Annotated in this window: 15 protein-coding genes; 1 reads left to right on the top strand and 14 read right to left on the bottom strand. The window is 71.2% G+C overall.

From position 1 onward, the window contains the following. Positions 1 to 24 precede the first annotated feature (24 nt). The 5 genes from AC0693_RS09015 to AC0693_RS08995 form a co-directional block, all read right to left on the bottom strand. Positions 25 to 1,617: a Na+/H+ antiporter gene (locus AC0693_RS09015; RefSeq protein ID WP_356412224.1), complete on the bottom strand. Its 1,593-nt coding sequence runs from the start codon at positions 1,615 to 1,617 to the stop codon at positions 25 to 27. A 66-nt stretch (positions 1,618 to 1,683) separates the two neighbouring features. Then, positions 1,684 to 2,169, bottom strand: coding sequence for a GNAT family N-acetyltransferase (locus AC0693_RS09010; RefSeq protein WP_469319549.1), 486 nt, complete (start codon positions 2,167 to 2,169; stop codon positions 1,684 to 1,686). Between the two features lie 4 nt (positions 2,170 to 2,173). Further along, on the bottom strand, positions 2,174 to 3,115 hold the full coding sequence (locus AC0693_RS09005; protein ID WP_351038861.1) for an RluA family pseudouridine synthase: 942 nt from the start codon (positions 3,113 to 3,115) through the stop codon (positions 2,174 to 2,176). Between the two features lie 87 nt (positions 3,116 to 3,202). Further along, positions 3,203 to 3,766 carry a signal peptidase II gene (gene lspA, locus AC0693_RS09000; RefSeq protein WP_356412221.1) on the bottom strand — a complete coding sequence of 188 codons (564 nt, stop codon included), beginning with the start codon at positions 3,764 to 3,766 and terminating at the stop codon, positions 3,203 to 3,205. Between the two features lie 131 nt (positions 3,767 to 3,897). Beyond that, positions 3,898 to 4,722 (bottom strand): TraR/DksA family transcriptional regulator, encoded by an 825-nt coding sequence (locus AC0693_RS08995; protein ID WP_478801315.1) that lies wholly within the window; start codon positions 4,720 to 4,722, stop codon positions 3,898 to 3,900. A gap of 573 nt (positions 4,723 to 5,295) precedes the next feature. Between AC0693_RS08995 and ileS the strand changes: the two genes are divergently transcribed. Beyond that, positions 5,296 to 8,442, top strand: a complete 3,147-nt coding sequence (gene ileS / locus AC0693_RS08990; protein WP_478801314.1) for an isoleucine--tRNA ligase — start codon at positions 5,296 to 5,298, stop codon at positions 8,440 to 8,442. A gap of 382 nt (positions 8,443 to 8,824) precedes the next feature. Here the strand turns inward: ileS and AC0693_RS08985 are convergent, their stop codons facing one another. The 9 genes from AC0693_RS08985 to ftsW form a co-directional block, all read right to left on the bottom strand. Further along, entirely contained in the window at positions 8,825 to 10,051 is a 1,227-nt protein-coding gene (locus tag AC0693_RS08985; protein WP_356412216.1) for a DivIVA domain-containing protein, read from the bottom strand. Positions 10,052 to 10,100: 49 nt separating this feature from the next. After that, on the bottom strand, positions 10,101 to 10,397 hold the full coding sequence (locus AC0693_RS08980) for a YggT family protein (protein ID WP_351038871.1): 297 nt from the start codon (positions 10,395 to 10,397) through the stop codon (positions 10,101 to 10,103). A gap of 82 nt (positions 10,398 to 10,479) precedes the next feature. Then, positions 10,480 to 11,100, bottom strand: a complete 621-nt coding sequence (locus AC0693_RS08975) for a cell division protein SepF (protein WP_478801313.1) — start codon at positions 11,098 to 11,100, stop codon at positions 10,480 to 10,482. Between the two features lie 163 nt (positions 11,101 to 11,263). Continuing rightward, entirely contained in the window at positions 11,264 to 11,983 is a 720-nt protein-coding gene (locus AC0693_RS08970) for a YggS family pyridoxal phosphate-dependent enzyme (protein WP_356412212.1), read from the bottom strand. A 3-nt stretch (positions 11,984 to 11,986) separates the two neighbouring features. After that, positions 11,987 to 12,718 (bottom strand): peptidoglycan editing factor PgeF, encoded by a 732-nt coding sequence (pgeF, locus tag AC0693_RS08965; protein WP_469319552.1) that lies wholly within the window; start codon positions 12,716 to 12,718, stop codon positions 11,987 to 11,989. Continuing rightward, a complete protein-coding gene (gene ftsZ, locus AC0693_RS08960; protein WP_356412209.1) occupies positions 12,715 to 13,920 on the bottom strand; it encodes a cell division protein FtsZ in 1,206 nt (401 codons plus the stop codon). The genes pgeF and ftsZ overlap by 4 nt, the downstream gene beginning before the upstream one ends. Before the next feature lie 277 nt (positions 13,921 to 14,197). After that, the gene (locus tag AC0693_RS08955) at positions 14,198 to 15,040 is read right to left on the bottom strand and encodes a cell division protein FtsQ/DivIB (protein ID WP_478801312.1); all 843 of its coding nucleotides are present in this window, start codon (positions 15,038 to 15,040) and stop codon (positions 14,198 to 14,200) included. 31 nt (positions 15,041 to 15,071) lie between these two features. After that, the gene (gene murG, locus AC0693_RS08950; protein ID WP_356412207.1) at positions 15,072 to 16,166 is read right to left on the bottom strand and encodes an undecaprenyldiphospho-muramoylpentapeptide beta-N-acetylglucosaminyltransferase; all 1,095 of its coding nucleotides are present in this window, start codon (positions 16,164 to 16,166) and stop codon (positions 15,072 to 15,074) included. Between the two features lie 6 nt (positions 16,167 to 16,172). Next, positions 16,173 to 17,540 carry a putative lipid II flippase FtsW gene (gene ftsW, locus AC0693_RS08945; RefSeq protein ID WP_356412205.1) on the bottom strand — a complete coding sequence of 456 codons (1,368 nt, stop codon included), beginning with the start codon at positions 17,538 to 17,540 and terminating at the stop codon, positions 16,173 to 16,175. Between the last annotated feature and the right edge of the window lie 41 nt (positions 17,541 to 17,581).

Genomic DNA, 17,581 nt, shown 5'->3' with positions numbered 1-17,581 from the left:
GGCTCGGGGGCCTGGTGGACCGGCCTACGGATTGCGCAGGCTGCGGACGTCCAGGTGGCGCAGGACCCGGTCGACGATCTCCGGATCGGCGCCGGGTTCGCTGCGCGCCGCGAGCACCTCGTGGCGGGCGGCGGACATCATCTCCCGCTGGATGCGCTGGACGTCCCGGATCCGCTCCACCCGCTTCGCGTACGCCTCGCGCCGCTCGTCGTCGACCATGTCGGGGCTGATCCTGGCGCCGACGTCGTAGGCCCGCCGGTGCAGCTGCTCGACCAGGTCGTCCGGGAGCTGCTCCACCTCCTCGATCTCCTTGAGCCGCCGCTTGGCGGCCCGCGCGGCGCGGATCGCGAGCGCGCGCTCGACGTCCCGCTCCGCGTCCTCGTCCGCCTCCACCCCCAGGCGGCGCACCAGCCAGGGCAGGGTGAGCCCCTGGATCAGCAGTGTGACCATGATCACGGCGAAGGCGATGAAGACGATCTCGTCGCGGACCGGGAAGGGCTCCCCGTCGTCCGTCCGGTACGGAAGGGCCAGGGCCAGCGCGACCGAGGCCACCCCGCGCATCCCGGCCCACCACATGACCACGCTCTCCCGCCAGGTCAGCGGGATCTCCTCGTCGACGTCGCGCCGGTCGTGCAGCTTCTGCGCCAGCCAGGACGCGGGCATCAGCCACAGCAGCCGGACCCCGACCACGACCGCGACGACGGCCGCCGCCCACCCGGCCATGGCCCACTCGCGGCCGCTCGCCGTGCCGAAGACGTGGTGCAGCTCCAGCCCGATCAGCCCGAAGGCAACACCGGTGACCAGCATGTCGACGACTTCCCAGAAGGTGTGCCCGGCCAGCCGCCCGAGCACGTCGTCCGCGTCCGTGGCGTACTCGGCCAGGAACAGCGCGGTGGTCAGCACGGCCAGCACGCCCGACCCCCCGAACTCCTCGGCGAGCACGTAGGCGACGAAGGGCACCAGCAGGGTCAGCCCGATCTGCAGCGTGGCGTCGCCGAGCCGGCCCATGAGCCGGTTGGCGGCCCAGCCGAGGGCCAGGCCGACGGCCAGCGCGACGACGGCGGACAGCACGAACTCGCCCAGCGCGCCGGGCCAGGAGAAGCTGCCGCCGACGGCAGCGCCGACCGCCACGTGGTAGAGCACGATGGCGGTCACGTCGTTGAAGAGCCCCTCGCCCTCCAGGATCGACACCATCCGCCGGGGCAGCCCCAGCGCTCCGGCGACCGCGGTCGCCGCGACCGGGTCGGGCGGGGCCACCAGCGCGCCGAGCGCGACGGCCGCCGCGATCGGCAGCCCGGGGACCACCGCGTGCGCGACGGCGGCCACGGCGGCGGTGGTCACGAAGACGAGCGCGACCGCGAGCAGGAAGATGGGCCGGATGTTGGCCGCGAACTGCCGCCAGGAGGTCCGCTGCACCGAGGCGTAGAGCAGCGGCGGCAGGACGAGCGGCAGGATGTACTCGGGCGGGATGTCGACGTTCGGGACCACCGGGACGAGGGCCAGGACCACCCCGCCGATGGTCATCAGGACCGGCGCGGGCAGCCGGAGCCGGTCGCCGAGCGGGACGGTGACGACGGCGCCGAGCAGGAGCACGAAGAAGAGGGCGAGCTGATCCACTCCCTCACCCTGCCCCATCCCCGGGCACGGATGCCTCAGGCGTGCGGGCCGGGGGTGTGGTCCCGGTTATCCCAGGGGCCGGCGCATCGCCCGGTGCGGCATGCCCGCGTCGTCGAACTCCGGGCCGTACGCCGTGTACCCGAGCCGCTCGTAGAAGCCGAGCGCGTGCGTCTGCGCGCCGAGGTCCACCGCGCTCAGACCCAGCCGTACGGCCTCGGCCTCGATGGCCCGGACCAGCGCGGCCCCGACGCCGAGGCCGCGGGCGGCCTGGGTGACGGCCAGCCGGCCGAGCGATCCCACGTCCGGGGAGCCCGTCTTGCCGAGGGCGGCCGCGCCGTGCAGCAGCCGCCCGGTGCCGAGCGGTCCCTGCGGCCCGACGGCCAGGACGTGGACCGCGTCCGCGTCGTAGGCGTCGTACTCGATGGATTCCGGCACCGACTGCTCGATGACGAACACCTCGGTCCGCACGGCGAAGCAGGCCGCGACATCGGCCTCCGACGCCGCGACACGGACCTCGTACGCCACCGGCCCGGCGGCCGCGCCCGCGGTCATCCGGTCACTCGCTCTCGGCGCGGATCACGTCCAGCGCGTGCTGGAGGTCGGCCGGGTAGGTGCTCTCGAACTCGACCCACCGGCCGTCCGACGGGTGCTCGAAGCCGAGCCGCACCGCGTGCAGCCACTGCCGGGTCAGGCCCAGGCGCTTGGCGATGGTCGGGTCGGCGCCGTAGGTGAGGTCGCCCACGCAGGGGTGCCGGTGCGCCGACATGTGCACGCGGATCTGGTGCGTACGGCCGGTCTCCAGCTTGATGTCCAGCAGCGAGGCCGCGCGGAACGCCTCGATCAGGTCGTAGTGGGTGACGGAGGGCTTGCCCTCCTGGGTCACGGCCCACTTCCAGTCCGAGCTGGGGTGGCGGCCGATGGGGGCGTCGATGGTGCCGCTCATCGGGTCCGGGTGGCCCTGGACGAGCGCGTGGTAGCGCTTGTCCACGACGCGCTCGCGGAACTGCTGCTTCAGGGAGGTGTAGGCGCGCTCGGACTTGGCGACGGCCATCAGGCCGGACGTGCCGACGTCGAGGCGGTGCACCACGCCCTGGCGCTCGGAGGCGCCGGAGGTGGAGATGCGGTAGCCGGCGGCGGCGAGGCCGCCGATCACGGTGGTGCCGGTCCAGCCGGGGCTGGGGTGGGCGGCGACGCCCACGGGCTTCATCACGACCACGATGTCGTCGTCGTCGTGGACGATCTCCATGCCCTCGACGGGCTCGGCCACCAGCTCGACCGGGCGCGGCGGGGCGGGCATCTCGACTTCGAGCCAGGCGCCACCGTGCACGCGCTCGGACTTCCCGACGACACTGCCGTCGACCGACACCTTCCCGGCCGAGGCCAGTTCGGCCGCCTTCGTCCGGGAGAACCCGAACATGCGGGCGATCGCGGCGTCGATGCGCTCGCCTTCGAGGCCGTCGGGAACAGGCAGGGTTCGGATCTCGGGAATCGTACTCACCTGTCGAGTATGCAGGACAAGACCGCTCGCCCGATCCGCGATCATGCTCCGGGCGGCCCGGGCGGGCCCGCCCGGGGCTTCGCGCGGTCAGTCCTTGTGGACGGTGCCGTCCGGGTCCAGACCCTTGAAGGAGAGCAGCACGATCAGGATCCCGCCGCACACGATCGCCGAGTCCGCGAGGTTGAAGACGGCGAAGTGCGCGGGCGCGATGAAGTCGACCACGGCGCCCCGGAAGACGCCCGGGGACCGGAAGATCCGGTCGGTGAGGTTGCCGAGCGCACCGCCCAGCAGCAGGCCGAGGGCGATGGCCCAGGGCAGGCTGTAGAGCTTGCGGGCGAGCCGCACGATCACCACGATCACACCGGCGGCGATGCAGGTGAAGATGATCGTGAAGGCCTCGCCGAAACCGAAGGCGGCGCCCGGATTGCGGATCGCGTCGAGCTTGAGCAGGTCGCCGACGAGGCGGATCGGCGGCTGGTGCTCCAGCTTCGCCACCACCAGCATCTTGCTGCCGAGGTCGAGGAGGTACGCGAGCACCGCCACGATGAGCAGTGCCGCGATCCGGCGGTGGCCCCTGGGCCGCTCGGACTCCGGCAGGGGGCCGTCGTCCCCGACCTCGGGCGTACCGATGATGCGCTCCGCCTCTGCCACGTGAGTCCCTCGAACTAGCTCGACCAGGAAGCTGCCAGGCTCCCGGAGACCCTGAACAGAACACGAGAGTACGTCAGGCGGCCGCTTCCGTGGCGTCCCGGTCCGCCCCCGATCCGCACGGCGGTCGCGCCCTAGTGGCGGCGCTCCTGCTTCTGCTTGCACTCGACGCACAGCGTGGCCCGCGGGAACGCCTGCATCCTGGCCTTGCCGATCGCCTTGCCGCAGTTCTCGCAGAGCCCGTAGGTGCCCGCCTCCAGGCGCTCCAGGGCCCGCTCGGTCTGCTCCAGCATGTCGTGGGCGTTGGCCGCGAGGGCCATCTCCGATTCGCGGGTGATGTTCTTGGTGCCCGTGTCGGCCTGGTCGTCGCCCGCGCCGTCCCCGGAGTCCCGCATCAGGCCCGTGATGGCCTGCTCGGAGGCGGTCAGCTCGCCGCGCAGCCGCTCCACCTCCGCGGTCAGCTCCGTACGGGCCTCGGCGGCCTCCTGCGGGGTCCACGGCTCCTCGCCCGGGCGGACGGCGAGCCCACCGGGCTCCGCCGCCGTCGCGGGGGCCACGGTGGCCGCGGCGCGCGTCTTGGGCAGCCCGCTGGTCGCGGCCGTGGCCGCCTTCCTGGCCGTGCCCGTGCTCTTCTTGGCAACCACTGTCCGGGCTCCCGTCTGTTCCGCGGCCGGTGTGGCCGTGGCGTGCTTCGCGGTCGTCTTGGCCGTGCTGGTCCTGGCCGTGCTGTTCTTGGTGTCGCTGGTCTTGGCCGTGCTGGTCTTCACCGTGCTGCTCTTCACCGTGCTCGTCCTCTTGGCCGGGCCGCTCTTCCCGGCCACGTTGTTCACCGTTCTCCCGGCCGTGCCCGTGGCCGTGCCCTGGGTGGCCGCGGCCTTCTTCGCGGCCTTCTGTACCGGTTCCGCCGACGCCTGTTTCGCTGACGCCGTCTTCTTCGCGGCGGTCTTCTTCGCCACCATGGCCGCGGCCCCTTCACATATTGTGATATTGCACGCGAATCGTGGTGGGACGATAAATCGACTTCGGCCCCGCGGCAACGGGGCACGCGTCCGCCGAGGCCGACTGCATCCGTTGTGCCCACCTCCGGGCCCGATAATCCGGTCCTACCGGCACGCCGGAGCCCGGACGCGCGCGTGAGCCCGTTCGGGTCGGTTCCGCGCCCCTTCCGCGCCCCCGCCGCACCCCGCGGCGACCCCCCGCACCACCCCCCGTAAACCGGTCTGCCGAGTCGCCTCCCGGCCCGTACACTGGGCCCAGCGAAAGGCATGGATGGGGACGAGTAGCGTCGGACGCAGCCAGGAGCGACCCGGGGACGGTGAGAGCCCGGGGGCGAGCGCGATGCGAAGGATCACCCCGGAGCCGCCGGAAGAAAGTCCGCAGGTGCCCCCGGGCGCCCGCCGGGTGAGTAGAACCGGCTCGCGCCCCAATGAGGGGGTCGTCGGATCCGTCCGGCGGCCAAGGAGGGTGGTACCGCGGGAGCACTGCTCTCGTCCCTCCGACGGAGATCTCACGCCGCCGGAGGAAGACGCCTCATGACCAACCCGCCGCAGTACCGCCAGGTGCCCGCTCAGGTCGACCTGCCCGCCCTGGAACACGCCGTCCTGGATTTCTGGCGCGAGAGCGACACCTTCGCCAAGACCCTGGCGCAGTCCGAGGGCCGCCCCGAGTGGGTCTTCTACGAGGGCCCGCCCACCGCCAACGGAATGCCGGGCGCGCACCACATCGAGGCCCGCGTCTTCAAGGACGTCTTCCCCCGCTTCCGCACCATGCGCGGCTACCACGTGGCCCGCAAGGCCGGCTGGGACTGCCACGGCCTGCCCGTCGAGCTGGCCGTCGAGAAGGAACTCGGCTTCAACGGCAAGAAGGACATCGAGGCGTACGGCATCGCCGAGTTCAACGACAAGTGCCGTGACTCGGTGACCCGCCACACCGACGCCTTCGCCGAGCTGACGACCCGCATGGGCTACTGGGTCGACCTCGACGACGCCTACCGGACGATGGACCCCGAGTACATCGAGTCCGTGTGGTGGTCGCTGAAGCAGATCTTCGACAAGGGCCTGCTGACCCAGGACCACCGGGTCGCCCCCTGGTGCCCGCGCTGCGGCACCGGTCTCTCGGACCACGAGCTGGCCCAGGGCTACGAGACGGTCGTCGACCCCTCCGTCTTCGTCCGCTTCCCGCTCACCAGCGGGCCCCTCGCCGGTCAGGCCGCCCTGCTGGTCTGGACGACCACCCCCTGGACCCTGGTGTCGAACACCGCCGTGGCCGCGCACCCCGAGGTCACCTACGTGGTCGCCTCCAACGGCGAGGAGCGGCTCGTCGTCGCCGAACCGCTGCTGGAGAAGGCCCTCGGTGAGGACTGGGTCACCACCGGCGAGTCCTTCACCGGCAAGGAGATGGAGCGCTGGACCTACCAGCGCCCCTTCGAGCTGGTGGAGTTCCCGGAGCCCGCGCACTACGTCGTGAACGCCGAGTACGTCACGACCGAGGACGGCACCGGTCTGGTCCACCAGTCCCCCGCCTTCGGCGCCGACGACCTCGCGGTCTGCCGCGCCTACGGCCTGCCGGTCGTGAACCCGGTCCGCCCCGACGGCACCTTCGAGGAGGACGTCCCGCTGGTCGGCGGCGTCTTCTTCAAGAAGGCCGACGAGCGGCTGACCGCCGACCTCGAAGCGCGCGGCCTGCTCTTCCGGCACATCGCCTACGAGCACAGCTACCCGCACTGCTGGCGCTGCCACACCGCGCTCCTCTACTACGCGCAGCCGTCCTGGTACGTCCGCACCACCGCCGTCAAGGACGCGATGCTGCGGGAGAACGAGAAGACCAACTGGTTCCCGGACTCGGTCAAGCAGGGCCGCTTCGGCGACTGGCTGAACAACAACATCGACTGGGCGCTGTCCCGCAACCGCTACTGGGGCACCCCGCTGCCCATCTGGCGCTGCGAGGAGAACCACCTCACCTGCGTGGGTTCGCGCGCGGAGCTGAGCGAGCTGACCGGGACGGACCTCTCGTCGCTGGACCCGCACCGCCCGTACATCGACGACGTCACCTTCCCCTGCACCGCCGAGGGCTGCGCGCTGACGGCCGTGCGCGTGCCCGAGGTGATCGACGCCTGGTACGACTCGGGGTCGATGCCGTTCGCGCAGTGGGGCTACCCGTACAAGAACAAGGACGTCTTCGAGAAGCGCTACCCGGCGCAGTTCATCTCGGAGGCCATCGACCAGACGCGCGGGTGGTTCTACACGCTGATGGCCGTCGGCACGCTCGTGTTCGACAAGTCCTCGTACGAGAACGTCGTCTGCCTCGGCCACATCCTGGCCGAGGACGGCCGCAAGATGTCCAAGCACCTGGGCAACATCCTCCAGCCCATCCCGCTCATGGACCAGCATGGCGCCGACGCCGTGCGCTGGTTCATGGCGGCCGGCGGCTCCCCGTGGGCGGCCCGCCGCGTCGGCCACGGCACGATCCAGGAGGTCGTGCGCAAGACGCTCCTGACGTACTGGAACACGGTGGCCTTCCAGGCCCTGTACGCCCGCACCTCCAACTGGGCGCCCAGCGCGGCCGATCCGGCCCCGGCCGACCGCACGGTGCTGGACCGCTGGCTGCTCTCCGAGCTGCACACGCTGACCCGCGAGGTCACCGAGGCGCTGGAGGCGTACGACACGCAGCGGGCGGGCAAGCTGCTCTCCTCCTTCGTCGACGACCTCTCCAACTGGTACGTGCGGCGCTCGCGCCGCCGGTTCTGGCAGGGCGACGCGGCCGCGCTGCGCACCCTGCACGACGTGATCGAGACGGTCACGCGGCTGATGGCCCCGCTGACCCCCTTCATCACGGAGCGGGTGTGGCAGGACATGGTCGTGCCGGTGACCCCGGACGCGCCGGAGTCGGTGCACCTGTCCAGCTGGCCGGAGTGGGACCCCGCGCGGATCGACGTCCCGCTGTCGCAGCAGATGGTGCTGGTACGGCGCCTGGTCGAGCTGGGCCGGGCCACGCGCGCCGAGTCGGGCGTCAAGACCCGTCAGCCGCTGTCCCGCGCGCTGGTCGGCGTCGCCGGTTTCGACACGCTCTCGCCGGAGCTGCACTCGCAGATCACGGAGGAGCTGAACGTGTCCTCCCTGGCCTCCCTCTCGGAGGTCGGCGGGTCCCTGGTGGACACGACGGCGAAGGCGAACTTCCGGGCGCTGGGCAAGCGTTTCGGCAAGGGCGTGCAGGACGTCGCGAAGGCGGTGGCCGCGGCCGACGCGGCGGCGCTGTCGCTGGCCCTGCGCTCCGGCACGGCCGAGGTCGAGGTGAACGGCGCCCCGGTGTCCCTCACCCCGGAGGAGGTCATCATCACGGAGACCCCGCGCGAGGGGTGGTCGGTGGCCTCCGACTCGGGCGCGACGGTCGCGCTGGACCTGGAGATCACGCCGGAGCTGCGGCTGGCGGGGCTGGCCCGTGACGCGATCCGGCTGATCCAGGAGGCCCGCAAGAACTCCGGCCTCGACGTGGCCGACCGCATCGCCCTGCGGTGGTCCTCCACGGACCCGGAGGTCGTCACGGCCCTGACGGACCACGCGTCCCTCATCGCCGACGAGGTCCTCGCGACGGACTACGCCCGCGGCGAGGCGGACGCCACCTTCGGCTCCGCCTTCGAGGACGAGTCCCTGGCCCTGACCTTCCACCTCCGCAAGGCCTGACGCCCCCCGGTGGCCCGGCTCCCCCGCGGGGGGGGCCGGGCCACCGGCATACCCGGCGTGCCCTCAAACGCCGGGCAGGCTGAAAATGCCACCCCCAGACACCTCCAGCCCCGCCGGCGTTTGAGGCGCCGCCCCCGGCGTGCCCTCAAACGCCGGGCGGGCTGAAATGCACCACCGCAGGCACATCCACCACCGCCACCAGATCCAGCCCCGCCGGCGTTTGAGGCGCCGCCGGAGGCAGGGCGCGGCGGCGGCGCCGGGCGGGCCGGGTTCGCTTTCCTCGGACCCGGACCCGGACCGGGGAACGGAAACGGGCCGGGCCCCGGAGTTCCGTAGGGAACCCGGGGCCCGGCCCGACCGTCTGCCGACGGGTGAGGCGCGCCTAGTTGTCGTCCTCGTCGATCAGGAAGCCCCGCATCGGCGACGGCGCCTGCTGCATCGGCTGCGGCGCAACCGGCCGCACCGGAGCCATCGGCTGCGTCATCGCGGGAGACATCTGCTGCTGGCCACCGTAGGAGGGACCGCCCATCGGAGACGGGCCGCCCATCGGGGAGGGACCGCCCATGGGGGACGGACCGCCCATGGAGTGGCCCATCGCTCCGGCCGGAGCCATCGACGGCGCCGGCGACGGCGGCAGCGAGGCGGTGGCCGGGGTGCGCGGCGGCGCGAGGGAGTCGTCGGCCTGGGTCTCCAGCTGACGCAGCTGGCTCTCCAGGTAGGACTTCAGACGCGTGCGGTACTCGCGCTCGAAGCCGCGCAGGTCCTCGACCTTGCGCTCCAGCGTGGCGCGGGCGGACTCCAGCGAGCCCATCGCGACGCGGTGCTTCTCCTGCGCGTCCCGCTCCAGCGCGTCGGCCTTGGCACGGGCGTCCCGCTCCAGGCCCTCGGCACGCGAACGGGCCTCGCCGACGATCTTGTTGGCCTCGGAACGGGCCTCCGCGATCGCCTGGTCGGCGGTCTGCTGCGCCAGCGACAGGACGCGGGCGGCGCTGTCGCCACCGGGGCCCTGCTGCGGGAGCTGCGGCTGCTGCTGCTGATGCATCGGCTGCATCTGCTGGCCCATGGGCTGCATCTGCTGCCCCATCTGCTGGCCCATCTGCTGCTGCTGCATGGGCTGCATCTGCTGGCCCATCTGCTGCTGCATCTGCTGCTGCTGCATCGGCTGGCCGAGCTGGTTCTGGCCGCCCATGGACTGCTGTCCGGCCATGGGGTGCTGCTGCATGGGGCCGCCCATCTGGCCCGGACCCTGCTGGCCGTGGCCACCGGGGCCGGCGGGCAGCTGCGGCTGGCCGCCCTGCAGCTGGGGCGGACCCATCTGCTGGGGCTGCTGCTGCTGCGGCGGGCCGGATATGGCGGCGGGCACCGGGGCGCCCGGGCCTCGCTGGTCCTGGGGCTCCGGCTTGCGCATGCCCTGCTGCTGCTGGTTCTGCGCGGCGGCACGCGTGGCGGCCGCCAGCTTGGCGCGCAGATCCTCGTTCTCGCGGAGCAGTCGCGTCAGTTCGCCTTCGACCTCGTCGAGGAAGGCGTCAACCTCGTCCTCGTCATAGCCTTCTCGGAGGCGAACGGTCGTGAACTGCTTGTTCCGCACGTCCTCGGGGGTCAGCGGCATCTCTTCTTCACCTCTACGTAGTCGTCGGCAGTCGGCAAGACCGTATCGTTCACACGCTTCTCGCTGCGGTGCTCACGAAACTGATGAGGATGTAAACGATGATCATCAGAACGAAGAAGGACAGGTCGAGTGCCACGCCCCCGAGACGCAACGGCGGGATGAACCGCCGAAGAAGCTTGAGCGGTGGATCGGTGACAGTGTAGGTGGCCTCCAGAACGACCACCATCGCCTTGCCAGGTGCCCACGAGGGTGCGAACTGGAAGACGTAGTCCATGACCAGTCGGAAGATCAGCACGATGAGGAAGCACATCAACGCGATGTAGACAACCTCCAGAGCCACGCCCATCCCGCGCTTCCCTCTCCCCTGCTGTCACTGGTCGGCCTGCCGGCCGGGCCGTTCGTTCCGGTCCCGTGTCTGAGTCGTCGGTCTAGCTTTGGTTGAAGAACCCGCCCTCCGCAATGCGGGCCTTGTCCTCCGCCGTGACATCGACGTTAGCAGGCGACAGCAGGAACACCTTCTGTGTCACGCGTTCAATGCTGCCGTGCAGACCGAACACGAGACCGGCCGCGAAGTCGACGAGACGCTTCGCGTCGGTGTCGTCCATCTCCGTGAGATTCATGATCACCGGGGTGCCCTCGCGGAAGTGTTCCCCGATGGTACGGGCCTCGTTGTAGGTCCGGGGGTGCAGCGTGGTGATGCGGTAGGGCTCCCGCTCGGAGACGACCTTGGGCATGATCACGGGGGCGTTCTTCTCCATGGTGGGGCGTTCAGGTGTGATGGATGCCACGGGGGCGATTCGCGGCGCTCGTCCGTTTTCTACCGGGATCGCGATGGGTTCGCGCTGCGCCGGGGGCTGGACGATTCGTGCCGGTTCTTCCGATACGGGCGGTTGGTGCGATACGGGCTGCTGCCGTCGGTCCCTGTCGCGGACTCGTTCCGGTTCCGGCTCGGGTTCGAACTCGTCGTCGGGGTCGTACCCCGGGTTGTCGTACCGGTCGTCCTCCACGAGGCCGAGGTAGACCGCCATCTTGCGCATCGCGCCGGCCATTCTCTGAGTCCTCCGCTCTGTGGTGGATCGCCCTGTCGCAGGTGTCGCGGGTGCCGTGTCGCCTTGTCACCAAAGTCACCAACTGCCTGCGATCCACGTGGTCTGTCCGCTCATCAGCGGAAATGACCATATTTTCTGCTGTGGTCCGACTTTCTTCGCGACGTTACCCGAGCCGGGCCCTCGCGCCGAGTACCGCAGTGCCGACGCGTACATGTGTCGCCCCGGCCATGACGGCCTGTTCCAGGTCGGCGCTCATCCCGGCCGAGACCATCGTGGCAGCAGGATGGTCCGCGCGCAGCTGGGATGACAATTCCAGCAGCCGCTCGAAAGCAGCCTGTTCGCGTCCCGCGTAGTGACCGGCCAGCGGGGCGACGGTCATCAGACCGTCGATCCGCAGTCCCGGCGCCCCGGCGACGAGGTCCGCCAGTTCCGGCAACAGGTCCGGGGCCGCGCCGCCCCGCTCCCCGCGCTCGCCCGACTCGGCGTCGAGCGCGATCTGTACGAGGCAGCCGAGTTCGCGTCCGGCCTTCACCGCGGCCGCCGAGAGCGCCGGCACCAGCCGGGCCCGGTCGACGGACTGTACGACATGCGCGTATCCCGCCACCGAACGGACTTTGTTCGTCTGCAACTGACCGACGAAGTGCCAGGTGAGGGGCAGATCCGCGCAGGCCGCGGCCTTGGGGGCGGCGTCCTGGTCGCGATTCTCCGCCACATGACGGACCCCCAGGTCCGCCAGCAGTCGTACGTCGCTCGCGGGGTACGTCTTGGTGACCACGATGAGCGTCACCTCGTCCCGCCCCCGCCCGGCCGCCGCGCAGGCGGTGGAGATGCGCTCCTCCACCCGCTCCAGGTTCGCGGCCAGCTCCGAGCTACGGTCAGTCATCTTTCAGTCCCACCAGATGTATCCGGCAAGCCGCCCGGTCACCCGGTCGCGGCGGTACGAGAAGTGGTCCCGCGACTCCAGTGTGCAGACCGGGGACCGGTGGGTTTCCACCACCCCCGCCTCGGCGAGCTGCGCGTGCACTCCGGCGACCACGTCGACGGCCGGTGTCCCCCACGACGTCTCGGCGAAGGCGGCCGGTACGACCGCGGCGACCTCGTCCCGCATCGCGGCGGGCACTTCGTAGCACCGCCCGCAGACGGCGGGACCGGTACGGGCCACCATCCGCGCGGGCTCCGCCCCCAGGGAGACCATCGCCGCCACCGCGGCGGGCACCACCCCCGCGACCAGTCCGGGCCGCCCGGCATGGGCGGCGGCCACCACCCCGGCGACGGGGTCGGCCAGCAGGACCGGCGTGCAGTCGGCGGTGAGGACGGCGAGGGCGAGCCCCCGACGGGTGGTCACCACCGCGTCCACGGCGGGGACGTCCTGGCCGGCGGCCCACGGGCCGTCGACCACGGCGACGTCCCGCCCGTGCACCTGGTTCATCCAGACCACCCGGTCCGGGGCGATGCCCAGCATCCGCGCAGCCTCGGCCCGGTTGGCGCCGACGACGACCGGGTCGTCCCCCACCGCGCCACCGAGGTTCAGCTCCTCATACGGAACGGCGCTCCCCCCGCCCCACCTGTCGGTGAAAGCGAAGTGGGCGCCGTTCGCGGTGTGCCGCTCTATCGTCACTTCAAGAAATCCGGGACATCCAGCTCTTCGGCCGGGCTGTCCTGGTACGGCCGGGCCGTCGGGACCTGCGGGGGCGCGGGGGTCGCGGCCTCGGCGGGCGCCGGCTCGACCGGCACCTGGACGTCCTCGCGCGGGGTGACCGAACCGAGTCCGCCGAAGGCCGGACGGACCGGCTCCGCGGCGCGCACCGGCGGGGCCGGCTCCTCGCGCTTGGTGGACGCGGCGCCGATGACGTTGTCCCGGCGGGCCGGGGGCTGTCCGCCGTCGAACCCGGCCGCGATGACGGTGACCCGCACCTCGTCGCCGAGCGCGTCGTCGATGACGGCGCCGAAGATGATGTTCGCCTCGGGGTGTGCGGCCTCGCTGACCAGCTGGGCCGCCTCGTTGATCTCGAAGAGGCCGAGGTCGGATCCACCGGAGATGGAGAGCAGCACGCCGCGGGCCCCGTCGATGGACGCTTCCAGCAGCGGGGAGGAGATCGCCATCTCGGCGGCGGCCACGGCGCGGTCGTCGCCGCGGGCGGAGCCGATGCCCATGAGGGCCGAGCCCGCCTCGGACATCACGGACTTGACGTCCGCGAAGTCGAGGTTGATCAGACCCGGGGTGGTGATGAGATCGGTGATGCCCTGGACGCCCGACAGCAGGACCTGGTCCGCCGACTTGAAGGCGTCGAGGACGCTGACCTGGCGGTCCGAGATGGACAGCAGCCGGTCGTTGGGGATGACGATGAGGGTGTCGACTTCTTCGCGGAGTTCGGCGATGCCGTCCTCCGCCTGGTTGGCGCGCCGGCGGCCTTCGAAGGTGAAGGGCCGGGTGACGACGCCGATGGTCAGGGCGCCGAGCGAGCGCGCGATGTTGGCGACCACGGGGGCGCCACCGGTACCGGTGCCACCGCCTTCACCGGCGGTGACGAAGACCATGTCGGCCCCCTTGAGGACCTCCTCGATCTCCTCGCGGTGGTCCTCTGCCGCCTTGCGGCCGACGGCCGGGTTGGCTCCGGCGCCGAGGCCCCGGGTGAGTTCGCGGCCGACGTCGAGCTTGACGTCGGCGTCGCTCATCAACAGCGCCTGGGCGTCGGTGTTGATGGCGATGAACTCGACGCCCTTGAGACCGACCTCGATCATTCGGTTGATGGCATTGACACCACCGCCGCCGACACCGATGACCTTGATGACTGCGAGGTAGTTCTGCGGTGCTGCCACGTCGAAGGCCTCTCGCCTCGAGTTACGTGTCGCCGCCTCGCGGGCCTGCGGTGCGACGACTGATGCCGAAAGTGGGACGGTCCAACACGCCGACCCGAACCCTAACCCTGAAGTTTAGGGTTAAGGGTGTGTCTGTTCCCTGGACTCTCCGTACAGGACACTAAGTCGACAAGTGGTGCGCGTTCAACGAACACGCCGAACCTCCCGTTTTTCTTTTCACCCTATGTGATCACCCATATCGCTGGCCAACCAGGGTGCGCCGGTGTTCGACTCGACGTCAACTCCCGGACACCGCAGGTGCCGTGGGAGCGCTCACGTCGAAGTGGTCCGCCTTGGGCGCCGCCTTGAGCAGCGCGGTCAGCGCGCGGGCTTTCGCGGCACCCTGTTCACCGCTCCCCCAGATCACCTTCCGGCCCCGGGTGAGCTCCAGGACGACCGCGTCGTACGAGCCCACCTTGACCAGCAGGGTCTCCCTGGCGACGGCCGGGGGGAGGTCGCCGGCGACGGCCACCGCCTCGTGCAGCAGCCGGTCCTCGTCGAAGCGCCGGGCACTCGGCGACCGTCCGGCGGACAGTTCGAGGACCGGAACTCCTGCGGGTGCTTTCGCAACCGTGTCGAATCGCACACCCGAAGCGTCCACTTCCACGAAGTCCGTGCCCTTTTTGATGAGCAGCACGGGTTTGCGCTCCGTCACTTCGAGTCCGATTCCGTGCGGCCACGACCGGGTGGCGGTCACGGTGTCGACCCGCGGCAGTTTCGCGCGGACCCGGCGTTCGATCTCGTCGGTGTCGACGGTGACGAGCGGCGCGCCGACCGGGACCGCCGCCGCCGCGAGCACCTGGGCGGGGGTGAGCACCTCGGTGCCGCCCGCCGTGACCTTCTCGACGCGCAGCCACGCGGACCCGTACAGGGCCCACGTGACGCCTCCGCCGAGCAGCACGGCGACGAGGAGGGCGGCGAGCAGCACCGGGCCCCGGCGCAGGCGCCCCGGCGCGGGCCGGGGGCCGCCGGGGCCGCGGGAGCCCGGCCCGGTCGCCGCCTTCGCCGTCCGGCCCTGCTCGGGCGCCTTGGCAGGCTTCGGGGGCTTGTCGCCCTCGCGTGCGGTCGTCGCTCCTGCCACTGCGCTGCCTCCTGCGTCGTGCCTGCCCGGGTCAGCGGGCCCTGTGCGCGGCGATCGCCTCGTAGACCATGCCGACCAGCAGATCATCGGCGTCCCGGCGGCCGAACTCCGCTGCGGCGCGCGACATCTCGTACAGACGGTGCGGATCGGCGAGTACCGGGAGGATCTGGCTGAGGATCCACTCGGGCGTCAGTTCCGCGTCGTCGACGAGCAGGCCGCCGCCGGCCTTGACCACCGGCTGGGCGTTGAGCCGCTGTTCGCCGTTGCCGATCGGCAACGGGACGTAGGCGGCGGGCAGCCCGACGGCGGACAGTTCGGCGACGGTCATGGCACCCGCGCGGCACAGCATCATGTCGGCGGCGGCGTACGCGAGATCCATCCGGTCCACGTACGGTACCGGCACATAGGGCGGCATCCCGGGCATGTTGTCGACACGCGGCAGTTCGTTCTTCGGGCCGACCGCGTGCAGGATCTGGATCCCGGAGCGCTGGAGGACCGGCGCGACCGCCTGGACGACCTCGTTGAGCCTGCGCGCGCCCTGCGAGCCGCCGGAGACCAGCAGCGTCGGCAGGTTGGGGTCGAGCCCGAAGGCGGCCCGGGCCTCGGGCCGCACCATGGCCCGGTCCAGGGTGGAGATCGAACGCCGCAGCGGGATGCCGACGTAACGGGCGCCCCGCAGCTTGCTGTCGGGCGTGGAGACCGCGACGGCGGCCGCGTAGCGCGAACCGATCTTGTTGGCGAGGCCCGGCCTGGCATTGGCCTCGTGGACGATGATCGGGACCCCGAGCCGCTTGGCGGCCAGGTAGCCGGGCAGCGCCACGTAGCCGCCGAAGCCGACGACGCAGTCGGCCTTGGTGCGCTCCAGGATCTGCTCGGCGGCCTTGATGGTGCCGCGCAGCCGTCCCGGGACGGTGATCAGCTCCGGGGTGGGCTTGCGGGGCAGCGGTACGGCGGGGATCAGTCCCAGCTCGTAGCCGCGCTCCGGCACCAGGCGGGTCTCAAGGCCCCGTTCGGTTCCGAGGGCGGTGATGCCCACGGAGGGGTCCCGCCTGCGCAGGGCGTCCGCGAGGGCGAGCGCCGGCTCGATGTGGCCGGCGGTCCCCCCACCGGCGAGTACGACATGCACCGAAATTCACCGCTCTCCGGACGGACGCTTCGTGACGCGCCGTCTCATCGTCTTCCATCTCAGCCCGGCCCGCTTCCAGCCGAACTTCGGCTGACGCATCGCGAGTGCCGCGCGCGCCGCGGGCTCCTCCCGCGCGAACGCGATGAGCAGTCCCACGGCGAACATCGTCGGCAGCAGGGCGGACCCCCCGTAGGAGAACAGCGGGAGCGGGACCCCGGCGATCGGCAGCAGACCGAGCACCGCACCGATGTTGATGACGGCTTGCGCCGTGATCCAGGTGGTCACGCCTCCCGCGGCAAACCTGACGAAGGAGTCCTCCGTACGTCCGGCCACGCGGATACCCGCATAGCCTAGGGCCGCGAACAGGGCGACCACCGACAGCGTGCCCGCCAGCCCCAGTTCCTCACCGGTGATGGCGAAGATGAAGTCCGTGTGGGCTTCGGGCAGTTGACCCCATTTTTCCACGCTCGCACCGAGTCCGGAACCGAACCAGCCGCCGGACGCCAGGGCGTAGATTCCGTGCACCGCCTGCCAGCAGAGGTCGTTCTTGCCCGGATCTGTCGCCCCCAGGCACGCGAGGCGGTCCATCCGGTGCGGGCTGGTCCGGATCATCACCGCGACGATCACACCCGCGAAGGCGAGCACCCCCACGAACATCCTGGTCGGCGCCCCGGCGAGCCACAACAGGCCGAAGAGGATGGCGCCGAGGATCATCGCGGTGCCCATGTCCCCGCCGAGCATGATCAGCCCGAGCAGCAGGAAGGCCACCGGCACCAGCGGCACCAGGAGGTGCTTCCACTGGCTCAGCAGCTCCCTGTCGCCCTTGCGGGCCAGCAGGTCGGCGCCCCACAGGATCAGGGCCAGCTTGCCGAACTCGCTGGGCTGGAGCATGAACGGGCCGCCGAGGGAGATCCAGTTCTGGTTCCCGTTGATCGCGACTCCTATCCCCGGGACCTGGACCAGGGCCATCAGGAAGAGGGTTCCGGCGAGGACGGGGTAGGAGAGGGCCCGGTGCAGTTTGACGGGCATCCGGGAGGCGGCCAGCAGCAGGACGGCGCCGATGCAGGCGGCCAGGAACTGCTTCTTGAAGAAGTACGAGGCGCCCAGGCCCAGCTGGAGGCCCTTGATCATGGAGGCCGAGTAGACCATCACCAGACCGAGCACGGTGATCAGCAGGGCGCTGCCGAAGATCAGGTAATACGCGGTGAGCGGACGGTCCCAGGCCCGGCGCACCTGCCGCTGGGTGCGCCGCAGCCCCTCCAGGGAGCCGCGCCCGGTGATCCTTTTCACGCGCGGAGCGGGCCGTTTGCGGCCCTGCGCCCTCGGCTTCGGGGCGGACGGCCGCCGCCCCGGCAGCAGTTGCTTGGCCGGCATGTGTGATCTTCCCCTCCACTCGGACGAGCAGCCGGCCGGAG

Source organism: Streptomyces sp. NPDC043876 (assembly GCF_056435825.1).
The sequence above is the reverse complement of the archived record's forward strand: the minus strand, read 5'-3'. Positions and strand labels throughout refer to the sequence as shown.

Bases quoted from the DNA above. Each gene is read 5' to 3' on its own strand.
- AC0693_RS09010 (WP_469319549.1), bottom strand. From the start codon at position 2,169: ATGACCGCGGGCGCGGCCGCCGGGCCGGTGGCGTACGAGGTCCGTGTC.
- AC0693_RS08995 (WP_478801315.1), bottom strand. From the start codon at position 4,722: ATGGTGGCGAAGAAGACCGCCGCGAAGAAGACGGCGTCAGCGAAACAG.
- ileS (WP_478801314.1), top strand. From the start codon at position 5,296: ATGACCAACCCGCCGCAGTACCGCCAGGTGCCCGCTCAGGTCGACCTG.
- AC0693_RS08985 (WP_356412216.1), bottom strand. From the start codon at position 10,051: ATGCCGCTGACCCCCGAGGACGTGCGGAACAAGCAGTTCACGACCGTT.
- AC0693_RS08980 (WP_351038871.1), bottom strand. From the start codon at position 10,397: ATGGGCGTGGCTCTGGAGGTTGTCTACATCGCGTTGATGTGCTTCCTC.
- AC0693_RS08975 (WP_478801313.1), bottom strand. From the start codon at position 11,100: ATGGCCGGCGCGATGCGCAAGATGGCGGTCTACCTCGGCCTCGTGGAG.
- AC0693_RS08970 (WP_356412212.1), bottom strand. From the start codon at position 11,983: ATGACTGACCGTAGCTCGGAGCTGGCCGCGAACCTGGAGCGGGTGGAG.
- ftsW (WP_356412205.1), bottom strand. From the start codon at position 17,540: ATGCCGGCCAAGCAACTGCTGCCGGGGCGGCGGCCGTCCGCCCCGAAG.